The 10,845-nt window shown below is 45.1% G+C and carries 13 protein-coding genes; 5 read left to right on the forward strand and 8 right to left on the reverse strand.

Translation table 11 applies throughout. From position 1 onward, the window contains the following. Window positions 1-91: 91 nt before the first annotated feature. The 4 genes from RSA72_RS12290 to RSA72_RS12305 all read right to left on the reverse strand — a co-directional run bounded on the left by RSA72_RS12290 (window position 92) and on the right by RSA72_RS12305 (window position 1,845). On the reverse strand, window positions 92-313 hold the full coding sequence (locus RSA72_RS12290) for a hypothetical protein (RefSeq protein WP_332624532.1): 222 nt from the start codon (window positions 311-313) through the stop codon (window positions 92-94). Between the two features lie 400 nt (window positions 314-713). After that, window positions 714-905: a hypothetical protein gene (locus RSA72_RS12295; protein WP_332624533.1), complete on the reverse strand. Its 192-nt coding sequence runs from the start codon at window positions 903-905 to the stop codon at window positions 714-716. Between the two features lie 241 nt (window positions 906-1,146). Then, the gene (locus RSA72_RS12300; RefSeq protein ID WP_332624534.1) at window positions 1,147-1,260 is read right to left on the reverse strand and encodes a hypothetical protein; all 114 of its coding nucleotides are present in this window, start codon (window positions 1,258-1,260) and stop codon (window positions 1,147-1,149) included. A 351-nt stretch (window positions 1,261-1,611) separates the two neighbouring features. After that, window positions 1,612-1,845 carry a hypothetical protein gene (locus RSA72_RS12305; RefSeq protein ID WP_332624535.1) on the reverse strand — a complete coding sequence of 78 codons (234 nt, stop codon included), beginning with the start codon at window positions 1,843-1,845 and terminating at the stop codon, window positions 1,612-1,614. A gap of 254 nt (window positions 1,846-2,099) precedes the next feature. On the opposite strand from RSA72_RS12305, the gene RSA72_RS12310 reads away from it, so the two are divergent. Both RSA72_RS12310 and RSA72_RS12315 read left to right on the forward strand, forming a co-directional pair. Further along, on the forward strand, window positions 2,100-2,582 hold the full coding sequence (locus tag RSA72_RS12310) for a CinA family protein (RefSeq protein ID WP_332624536.1): 483 nt from the start codon (window positions 2,100-2,102) through the stop codon (window positions 2,580-2,582). 132 nt (window positions 2,583-2,714) lie between these two features. Further along, window positions 2,715-3,335: an aminotransferase gene (locus RSA72_RS12315; RefSeq protein ID WP_332624537.1), complete on the forward strand. Its 621-nt coding sequence runs from the start codon at window positions 2,715-2,717 to the stop codon at window positions 3,333-3,335. Between the two features lie 255 nt (window positions 3,336-3,590). Here RSA72_RS12315 and prpC read toward each other — a convergent pair whose 3' ends face one another. Continuing rightward, the gene (gene prpC / locus RSA72_RS12320; RefSeq protein ID WP_332633248.1) at window positions 3,591-4,727 is read right to left on the reverse strand and encodes a bifunctional 2-methylcitrate synthase/citrate synthase; all 1,137 of its coding nucleotides are present in this window, start codon (window positions 4,725-4,727) and stop codon (window positions 3,591-3,593) included. A gap of 4 nt (window positions 4,728-4,731) precedes the next feature. Next, the gene (gene prpB, locus RSA72_RS12325) at window positions 4,732-5,616 is read right to left on the reverse strand and encodes a methylisocitrate lyase (protein WP_332633250.1); all 885 of its coding nucleotides are present in this window, start codon (window positions 5,614-5,616) and stop codon (window positions 4,732-4,734) included. A gap of 236 nt (window positions 5,617-5,852) precedes the next feature. On the opposite strand from prpB, the gene RSA72_RS12330 reads away from it, so the two are divergent. The 3 genes from RSA72_RS12330 to RSA72_RS12340 all read left to right on the forward strand — a co-directional run bounded on the left by RSA72_RS12330 (window position 5,853) and on the right by RSA72_RS12340 (window position 8,100). Further along, complete coding sequence (locus tag RSA72_RS12330) at window positions 5,853-6,503, forward strand: TetR/AcrR family transcriptional regulator (protein WP_332624784.1); 651 nt, start codon at window positions 5,853-5,855, stop codon at window positions 6,501-6,503. A gap of 114 nt (window positions 6,504-6,617) precedes the next feature. Next, window positions 6,618-7,538 carry an ornithine carbamoyltransferase gene (gene argF / locus RSA72_RS12335; RefSeq protein ID WP_332633252.1) on the forward strand — a complete coding sequence of 307 codons (921 nt, stop codon included), beginning with the start codon at window positions 6,618-6,620 and terminating at the stop codon, window positions 7,536-7,538. A 91-nt stretch (window positions 7,539-7,629) separates the two neighbouring features. Beyond that, on the forward strand, window positions 7,630-8,100 hold the full coding sequence (locus tag RSA72_RS12340) for a hypothetical protein (RefSeq protein WP_332623296.1): 471 nt from the start codon (window positions 7,630-7,632) through the stop codon (window positions 8,098-8,100). 48 nt (window positions 8,101-8,148) lie between these two features. Here the strand turns inward: RSA72_RS12340 and RSA72_RS12345 are convergent, their stop codons facing one another. Both RSA72_RS12345 and clpA read right to left on the reverse strand, forming a co-directional pair. Then, window positions 8,149-8,502: a YnfA family protein gene (locus tag RSA72_RS12345; RefSeq protein ID WP_332623295.1), complete on the reverse strand. Its 354-nt coding sequence runs from the start codon at window positions 8,500-8,502 to the stop codon at window positions 8,149-8,151. A 101-nt stretch (window positions 8,503-8,603) separates the two neighbouring features. Continuing rightward, on the reverse strand, window positions 8,604-10,845 hold a 2,242-nt coding region (gene clpA, locus RSA72_RS12350), incomplete at its 5' end, for an ATP-dependent Clp protease ATP-binding subunit ClpA (protein WP_332633254.1).

Genomic DNA, 10,845 nt, shown 5'->3' on the forward strand with positions numbered 1-10,845 from the left:
GGGGAGATTTATCAATCAGTAATAATGAAATTACGCTTAACTGATCAGCATTACCCATCAGATGGGCTTTTCATGCGCTTGAGCAAATGCCTTATTTTGCAGCAGCTTCACTGGCAGCTGAACCCTCTTGCTCTAAAGGCGCCGCATCAATCATATCCGGGCTGACTTCAATTGAAGTGACTTCAGCTTCACTTGCTGATGCTGATGTTGCCGGCGCTTCCTGCTCCTGCGCCTCCTGTTTTTTCCCGCACGCCGCCAGCGTCAGCGCCACTGCGGAAACTAAAATAATCAGGCCAGCTTTTAAATTTATCATCGGATTGCCTTTGCTTAAGGTTTTGAAAATTTGCCACAATTGTAGTCAATTTTTTCAAATACTGGGAGAGATCATTGTATGTGTTTGTTAAAATTTAAATAAAAAAATACCCATGCAAGGGTTGCATGGGTCAAACTGGGAATATCAGCAAAAAAAGAAACTTACAGCCTAAGTTTCTGATGAGCATTTTCAATATTTTAAGCGCTTTATGCATTGGCGAAAAATGCCATAATTAAATAAAGCTAAACAAATTTATATACTATTAAGAATAGATAACAAAAAAAGACCAGCGTTTGAATTATTCTTCAGCTCAAGCAACAGCATGCTTCCGCAGCAGGAAAGTGCTCACCTAACTGTGAATTTTCAATCAGCGCTTTGCGCAATAGGCTCGGCTGAATGCTTAGCAAAATGACCAAAGCTTATAAAACTCCTGAATGTCTGACTCCAGAAACTCATCGCTGGCTGTGTCATAAACAAAGGATTTTTGCGCCAATAAGTGTTCGCACTTCTGCTCAGCAACATAGTGCTTGAGAAAGACTTTAAATTTTTTCGCGTGTTCAGGAAGTGCCTGCTCTTGTCCCCAAAGAATCATTTTCACTCACCACATTACTGCAAATAGTATTTCACAAATTATATATAAAATGTGATGCATGTCAACTTTTCAACCAAATTTTGCTAAACAGATCAAAGCTGCGTTTTTATGGCATTGGCCCTCTTTTCCCATCATTTTTTTGTTTTCAGGCAAATATAAAAAAAAGAGCAATGTTTTCACATTGCTCTTTTTTGTCCGGCCACTTGCCGCTGAGTCTTTCTTAACTTCTTCACAATTCGGCTTAAGCCGGATTGATGAAATAAAAGTAAACAATTAAAAAGACCAAAAGTGCAGTCGAAAGGGTTAAGTACATACCGGCAGTATTAAAACTTTTGATAAATTTTAAAATTTCCATAAACCGCATACCGTTAACAATTAAGTAAATTATATAACATTTTTCCTGTTAAATTCTCTCAAGCCGTACACTTTATGAATGAATAATGCGTTAATTTTAAAAAAGCATATGCACCGGCGCTTATTTTAATAGCCCGTTCCAACTCTGGTAATTTATTATTCTATATAAATATTTTTATATTTTTTAATGATTTAAAATCAATAGTTGGATATTTTTCCGCTTTTTATCAAGCCTTAATTAATAGTTAAAATGTATTATTAATTAAGGCTTCTTATTCCATTTATTAAATCAAAAAAAGCTCCTATTAAAATAAGGAACCTCTCATCATCAGGCTCTTTATTAACCTTAGGCTTATGGCGCAGCAAGCACTTTTACAATAATTGTCTGGCTTTCTTCCTGTTCTTCCGCCAGATACAGGCGCTTCAGCTCCTTGCTCTTTACTTTGAATTTATGATTCTGATAAGCAATTTCTGCCGGGATCTGATCAAAATACTGATTATCCGCATCAATTTCCTCTTGAAACAGCGGCGTTCCCAACTGGTAATCCGAACTTTTCAATACCACATATTTTACAGTTGTTTTCATTGTTTCAGCCTATTTCCATAATGCACTTTATTTTCAGTTTTACCACTCTTTGGCATTGCTTTAAACCTTTAATTTCCTTTTTAGCGCAGCAAATGAACAACCATAAGCATCCGGCGCAGGAAGCATGATGCCTTATAGCCAAGGCGCACATCTTTCAGCTGAAGCTGCTTATTTTTTAACTTTTTGCCAAAAATTAATTTAAAATATATTTTGACTCATCTATTCTGGAAAACAGCAAATCTTTGAGAAATATAATGATTATAAAACAATGCTGTGATGCGCTTGAACAGCGCAAGCTGACCATTGCTTTTATTGAAAGCGCGAGTTCGGGCTATTTATCCAGCCAGTTTTCCATCTTCAAGAACAGCGGCGCAGACATTCTGCTGGGCGGCTTAGTCAGCTATGATCCCAGCATCAAGATTTCAATCCTGCATATTCCTTGCGCCTTACTTGAGCAGCATACCGCAGAATCCGCCGAAGTGACGCAAGCCATGGCGCAGCGCGGCAAGCGCCTGTTTCCTCATGCCGATTTCATTGTCGCCTGTACCGGGCTGCTGAAACCCGGCGGCAGCGCAACCGCAGAAAAGCCAGAGGGCACATTTTATCTTTCAATTTTATTCAAGCAGCAAATCTTCAATTTTTATTATCTGATTTCAGGCACGCCTTTGCAGCGCTTGAATCAATTGACCGAATTCACGGCAAAAGAAGTACTGCATCTTATTCAGGCGGAATGCTGAATTCAGGCATGCAATATACAATGCGGGCAAAATCCGGCGCTTCCCTGCAGATTTCCAAAAATTCTTAACAAGCCATCCATTAAAACTTCACTATATTCAAAGAAAGTAAGCAGATAGCATCTGGAGGTCAAGATGAAAATACCCAATTTTTTTTGCAGCGCATTTATTCTTTCCGGCCTTTCCCTGCCGGTTTACGCGACTGTCGGCGGCCCGCAGCATATTGAAGTGCTGGGCTTGGACCAGAAAGACCAAAAAATTTATCTGATGCGCCATTTTGAAGATGGCCGGGGACGCTTACCGCAGCTGTATTATTATCAGCTGAACAGCAGCAAGCCGGCTGCGCTGATTCAGGTGAAATCGCTGTATATCAATCCTAAAACCAAAAAGATTGATTATGATCAGGACAGCGCGCAGTTTGATCAGGAAATTGCAAAAATTAAAAAGCGCTTAGCCCCGCTCACCCCCATTCACCACAGCAATGCAAATATTCAAATCTTAACCACTAAAAATGGCACTGCCAAAGCATGGTATGATCCGCAGGAAAGTATTGATAAGTGGACTTACCAGTATCAGGTGAAAAGCAGGTCGTTAAAAAGCCCGGTGCAAACTGCAGAAAGCTATAAGCAAGGCTTAAAAATTTCCCAAGCCTATAAAGTGCCTCAGCATCAGAATATTTTGGTCACAGTCAAATATTTGGGCATTCCTTTTGAAACGGGCTATAGCATTGAAGATCCGGTTTTGCTCAGCAAATAAAGCCCAATAAAAAGCCTCAGAACTGATAATGCTGATCAATTAAGCGTAATTTCATTATTACTAATTGATAAATCTCCCCTAACCCCTCTTTGAAAAAGAGGGGATGAACAGCATTGCTGTGCAAGGAATTCAATACGGTATTGAATTTCGAAACGCTCCCTCCTTTGAAAAAGGAGGGTTGGGGAGGATTAAAAATGCTTAACTAACTGGCATTACTCAGACCGAGGCTTTTCTCTCTGATCTTTTAAAGCCTGCTTAAGCAGCGGAACGCGCTTCAATCGGCACCACTTTACGCAGTTCTGGGCCGGTATAGTCCGCGCTTGGGCGGATAATGCGGTTGTCCGCGCGCTGTTCCATCACATGCGCCGCCCAGCCGGTTACACGCGACATCACGAAGATTGGCGTAAACAGCTTGGTTGCAATATCCATGAAATGGTAAGCCGAAGCATGGAAGAAGTCCGCGTTGCAGAACAGTTTCTTCTCGCGCCACATCACTTCTTCACAGCGCACAGAAACCGGATACAGTACGGTATCGCCCACATCTTTGGCTAAGCGCTCTGCCCAGATTTTAATGATGCCGTTGCGCGGATCATTATCTTTATAAATCGCGTGGCCAAAGCCCATGATCTTTTCTTTGCGCTCCAGCTTGCCCAGCATCTCACGCTCAGCTTCTTCCGGAGAAGTCCAGTTTTCAATCATTTCCATGGCTGCTTCATTGGCGCCGCCATGCAATGGGCCGCGCAACGAACCGATTGCGCCGGTAATGCAGGAGTGCATGTCTGAAAGCGTTGATGCGCAAACGCGCGCCGTGAATGTTGAAGCATTGAATTCATGCTCTGCATACAGAATCAGCGAGACATTCATCACCTGTTCATGCAGTTCATTCGGCTTTTCACCGCGCAATAAATGCAGGAACTGCGCGCCGATTGAATCGTCATCGGTGTTTTCTTCAATGCGCACGCCGTCGTGGCTGTAGCGGTACCAGTAGCAGATGATTGCCGGCAATGTCGCTAAAATGCGGTCAGCTATATCCTGCTGTTCGGCAAAAGATTTTTCTGTTTCCAGGTTGCCCAGCATGGATACGCCGGTGCGCATCACATCCATTGGATGCGAATCTGCAGGAATACGTTCCAGCACCTCTTTCAATGCCTGCGGCAATTGACGCAGCGATTTCAATTTTGCCTTATAGGCAGCCAATTCCTCAGCCGTCGGCAATTCACCAAAGAAAATCAGGTAGGCGACTTCTTCGAACTGGCAGTTTTCCGCCAAATCCTGCACGTCATAACCGCGGTAAGTCAAACCTGCACCGCTTTTTCCTACAGTTGACAATGCTGTTTTACCAGCAACCTGTCCGCGCAATCCTGCGCCCGTGAGTACTTTTCCTTCAGCCATTTTTTTAATTCTCCTGTTTAAACAGCTTGTCCAGTGTGTTTTCAAAGGTATGGTAATCTAAAAATTCATACAGCTCTTTGCGCGGCTGCATTTTATCCAGCACATTCACCTGCGTGCCGTCTTTGCGGATTGAATGCATGACTTCCAGCGCGGCTTTCTGCATGGCGCGGGTTGCTGACAGCGGGTACAGCACCATGCTGATGCCCTGCTCCGCCAGCTCATCCGTTGTATAATAAGGGGTATCGCCGAATTCGGTAATATTGGCCAAAACCGGCACGCCGACTGCATCGCATACGGTGCGGTACATGGTGATGTCGGTCATCGCTTCTGCGAAAATCGCATCTGCCCCAGCTTCAACGCAGGCGCAAGCGCGGTCAATCACCGCCTGCAGGCCTTCTTTCTGCAGGGCATCCGTGCGCGCCATCACCACAAAGTTTGAGTCAGTTTTGGCGTCCACCGCTGCTTTAATGCGGTCCACCATTTCCTGCTGGCTCACAATTTCCTTATTCGGGCGGTGGCCGCAGCGCTTTTGCGCAACCTGATCTTCAATGTGCACAGCAGCTGCGCCGGCGGCGATCATCTGCTTCACGCTGCGCGCAATATTGAATGCGCCGCCCCAGCCTGTGTCGATATCGACCAGTAACGGAGTATCTACGCGCTCTGTGATACGGCGGACATCTTCTAAAACGTTATCCAGACTGGTCATGCCTAAATCAGGCAAGCCATAAGAATAGTTGGCGACACCGGCACCCGAAACATAAATGGCTTTGTAACCCACCTGTTTGGCCATCATTGCTGCATAAGCGTTGACTGTACCGATGATTTGTAATGGTTTTTCCACTTCTAGAGCTTGTCTAAATCTTAAACCTGCAGACGTTTGTTGTGTCATATTCCCTTTCCACAGTGATCACTTTATTTATTGAGGCTTGAGTATACCCATAAAAATATGGCCGGCTACGGCCTATTAGAATTTTTGCTCTAAAACTTTAGTCAAATATTTTTGAAATGTATAATATTATTTCGTTACAGCATGATGACCTTCCGGCCGCGAACAGTGCAGCACTTTGTGCAAAGACTTGCTATAATTGCAAGCGTTTTCCACACATTGACAATATTATTTCCAATATGCACGACTTAGCTCAGTTAGAACCTATCGCCCGTGATCTGCCGCAAACCAAGCGCGGCCATGAGCGCTGTGTTGCGCTTTTAGAAAGCGCTGCTGAGCTGTTTCTGGAGCATGGCTATGATGCGGTTTCTCTGGATGATATTGTCAATCATGCCGGCGGCTCCAAAGCCTCAATTTATAAGTATTTCGGCAATAAAGAAGGGCTGTTTACCGCAATTTGGGATTACCGCCGGGAACAGTTTTTTAAAGATATCTGCATGCCTTTTGATTTTGAAAAAGACGATCTGCGCAGCTATCTGATTCAAACGCTTTTAAATTTCAAAACTCACATTGTTCTGCCTGAAAATGCATCTTTTTTACGCTTAATTATTGAACAGGCGCAGCGCAATCCTAAGCTGGCCCTCTATATTCATGAACAAGGCCCAAAGAATATTCAGCATGCGATTGCCTGCGCGCTGGCCAAAGCTGATGAATTCGGCCTGATTCGGTGCAGTCAGCCAATTTACTCCGCGCAATTATATTTCGGCATCATCCGCAATATTGAATGGCGGGTTCTGATGAATATTCAAACTCAGGAAGATGCTCAAGAAACCGGCAAATACATTGAATACGCCGTAGACCGCTTCCTCGAAGGCCATCAAAAGCTTTAGTTTTTTTGCAATTTTTCATGCATATAGTATAGTAGAAAATTCTCTTTTTCTTTTAACCAACCAACAACTAATTGTTGTTTAGTGTTTTGATTCAGCAATTATTGTGGAGTAATCATGGCGCTGCGTCACTTCCTTACTTTACGCGATTTATCGACTTTAGAACTTAACCAGATTTTGCAGCGCGGCATCGAACTCAAGCGCAAACAGCACCGCAATGAAGTTTTTCAGCCATTTCCCGGCAAAGTCATGGGTATGATTTTTGAAAAATCCAGCACCCGGACGCGTGTATCGTTTGAAGCAGGCATGAGCCAGTTCGGCGGCAGCGCGATCTTCCTTTCATCGCGCGATACCCAGCTGGGCCGCGGCGAACCGATTGAAGATTCAGCCCGCGTGATTTCCAGCATGCTGGACATTGTCATGATCCGCACCTTTGGCCATGATATTGTTGAACGTTTTGCCTCTTATTCTACAGTTCCGGTCATTAACGCCTTAACTGACGATCATCATCCTTGCCAGCTTTTGGCGGATATGCAGACCTTTACCGAACACCGCGGCTCAATTCAAGGCAAAACCGTGGCCTGGATCGGCGACGGCAACAATATGTGCAACTCTTATATTGAAGCTGCGCATATGTGGGGCTTTAAATTAAAAATCGCCACGCCTAAAGGCTATGAACCGCAGCAGAAATTCTTAACCGAATTTGCCCACTGTGCAGAACTGGTCGGCTCAGCGGAAGACGCTGCCGTCAATGCTGACCTGATTGTGACTGACGTCTGGGCCAGCATGGGGCAGGAAGAAGAGCAGAAAATCCGTGAAAAGGCCTTTGCAGATTATCAGGTCAATGAGCGCCTGATGGATTTGGCCCACCCAGACTGCTTATTCATGCACTGCCTGCCGGCGCACCGCGGTGAAGAAATCTCTGAAAATATGCTGGATCACAAAAATGCTGTGGTTTGGGATGAAGCGGAAAACCGCCTGCATGCGCAAAAAGCGCTGGTTGAGTTTTTAATTAACGAAAATCTAAAAAAAGACTAAGCATTTAGTAGGATAAAAAAGCGCCTCCGGGTGCTTTTTTTATCTGTAACTGGTTATAATCAAAGGTATAATTTCTATAAGTGATTTTAATATGCCTTTAAAAAAGCTTTCTCTCGGTTTAATCAGCTGTGCTTTTGCAGCCCATCTCCTGGCCGCGCCTACAGAGTTTGATCAGTACCTGATCAACAAAAAAATCTTAGGCAGCGATTTAAAAATTAAAGACACCAAAGCGCTGAATGAAATTTTAGAAGTGATCAGCGAAGAAGACTCGCGCACGCTTCCCTATCAATTCGATCAGAATATGCTGATGGAAAAATATCAAATCCGCTCCAGCCACGTCGATATTGAAGGCATTATCACCACACCGGATTTTTCCCAGTTTGAACAGGCGATCGGCTTAAAGGAGGTTCAAAAGCTGATAAAGAACAATACCCTGCAAAACTGCAATTTGCTATTTGAGCATGAATTCCAGCGCAGGAATCCCTATACTATCAATATGAAATTGACTTCTGAAACGCAAATCTACCAATACAGCATTAAAAACAGTGAATGCAAATTCTGATATCCCTCAAAAGCCTCTGATGCAGCATCAGGGGCTTTTGCAATTGAATTAGCGGACCAAGCCTTGAGGCTGCAGAATAATCAAGGCAGCGCCAGTCAGCACAATCGCTCCGCCAAGCAGATCCCAGCGGCTTAAGGCAACTTGATCGACAAAGCGCAGCCACATCAATGCGGTAAAAATATAAATGCCGCCATAAGCGGCGTAAATCCGGCCCGATGCTGCCGGATGCAAGGTCAGCAGCCAAACAAAGGCTCCTAAAGCCAAAGCCGCAGGAATCCACAGCCAATGGGACCTGCCTTGATTCAAAACCAAATACGGAAAATAGCAGCCTAAAATTTCCATTACTGCGGTAATCAGAAATAAAACAAAAGTCGCCGCCACTTTGCTGATTTGAATATCCATAATCTCTCTAAAACGGTGCTGCCCTTTTCCTTGCTGGAAATAAGGATAAAGTTAAAATAAAAAACCCGTGCGGGCACGGGTTCCTGTACTGCAGCTCCAGCTTAAGCCGGCTCTGCAGTCTGGTCTTCAAACACTTCCAGCTTCAGCCCGACTGCTTTGCCGTTTTCTTTCTTCACAGAAACTGCGACATTGCCACCGTGTTCCGCCAGCTCACCGAACAAAATCATTTCCGCCAGCGGTTTTTTCAAATGTTCCTGAATCAGGCGCTGCATAGGGCGGGCGCCCATTAAGCGGTCATAGCCATTTTCAGCCATCCATTCACGCGCGCTTTGATCCACTTCCAGAATGACTTTTTTATCATCCAGCTGCGCCTGAAGCTCTGTCAGGAATTTATCCACCACATTTTCAATCACGGTAGTCGGCAATGCCTTGAACTGAATCACGCCATCCAAGCGGTTGCGGAACTCCGGAGAAAAGGCCTTTTTCATGGCGTCCTGATTGTCGTTGCTGTTGTCCTGCTCCATAAAGCCAATGCTGACACGCGAAATGCTTTCTGCGCCAATATTGGTGGTCAGCACCAGCACCACATTGCGGAAGTCTGACTTGCGGCCGTTGTTGTCGGTCAATGAACCATGATCCATAATCTGCAGCAGCAGGTTAAATACATCAGGATGCGCTTTTTCAATTTCATCCAGCAGCAGCACGCAGTGCGGATTTTTATGAATCGCATCGGTCAATAAACCGCCCTGATCAAAACCGACATAGCCCGGAGGCGCGCCAATCAGGCGGGATACCGCGTGGCGCTCCATGTATTCAGACATATCGAAACGCACCAGTTCAACACCCAGCAATTTAGCCAGCTGCTTAGTCACTTCTGTCTTGCCCACGCCTGTCGGGCCGGCAAAAACAAAGCTGCCGACCGGCTTATCCGGAGATTTCAGGCCTGCGCGGGAAAGCTTAATCGCTGACGCCAAAGCTTCAATGGCTTCGTCTTGGCCAAAAACCACACGCTTCAAATCACGTTCAAGGTTTTCAAGCACAGACTTGTCATCTTTGGACACGGTTTTAGGCGGAATGCGGGCAATTTTAGACACAATGTCTTCAATATTTTCAACCGTAATCAGGGTGTCATCCTGCTCCGCCTTCAAACGGCGCTGCGCGCCTGCTTCATCAATCACATCAATGGCTTTGTCCGGCAGGAAACGGTCATTAATGAATTTAGCAGACAGCTCAACTGCAGAAACCAAAGCCGGATCATCATATTTCACATGATGAAATTCTTCAAATTTAGATTTTAAACCACGGAGAATATCAATGGTTTCTGAAATAGACGGCTCGTTCACATCAATTTTTTGGAAACGGCGCGATAAAGCATGATCTTTTTCAAAAACTTGGCGGTACTCTTGGAATGTGGTTGAACCAATGCAGCGCAAAGAGCCATTCGCCAATGCCGGCTTGATTAAATTCGATGCATCCATGGTGCTGCCCATGCTGGAACCGGCGCCAATGATCATGTGAATTTCATCAATAAACAGCACTGCCTCTGGTTTCTTTTTCAAGGCATTCAGCAGCTGTTTCAGGCGTTTTTCAAAATCGCCGCGGTATTTCGTGCCGGCAACCAGCGCGCCAATATCCAAGCTGTAGACTTCAGCATTTGCCAAAGGCTTCGGCGCTTTGCCGTTGACAATCAGCCAGGCCAAGCCTTCTGCAATCGAAGTTTTGCCCACGCCCGGATCACCGACCAGCAAGGGATTGTTTTTGCGGCGGCGGCATAGAATCTGCGCGGTGCGCTCAATTTCTTTTTCGCGGCCAATTAACGGATCAGTTTTACCTTTTTGCGCTTCCGCATTCAAATTGGCGGTATACAGCTCCAGTGGCCCTGCATTGGCTGAAGATGCAGTTTCGCCGTCCAATTCTTCAATTTCTTCTTCCTGATGCACTTCTTCTTTGCGGGCGCCGTGGGAAAGATACTGGGTTAAAGTCAGCCGGTTAATCTGATGGCGCTTGAGCAGGTAGACTGCAAAAGAGTCGCGCTCTGAATACATAGCAACCAGAATGTCTGCGCCTTCTACCGTGCGGTCATTACCGCTGGATTGCACATGGAAAATTGCCCGCTGCAGTATGCGGTCAAAACTTTCGGTAGGATGAGGCGCCTGATCGCTGTTTTCGCCAAGCTTAGGGGTATGCTGTTCTACGTATTCTTCAAGCTCTTTGCGAAGCACAATAATATCTGCACCGCAGGCTTTTAATGCATTTACGGCCGAATCATTATCAAGTAAAGCCAATAACAAATGTTCAACTGTTAGGAATTCATGTCTCTTTTGTCGAGCCATACTAACAGCC

This window comes from Acinetobacter sp., assembly GCF_036659555.1.
Lineage (GTDB): Bacteria > Pseudomonadota > Gammaproteobacteria > Pseudomonadales > Moraxellaceae > Acinetobacter.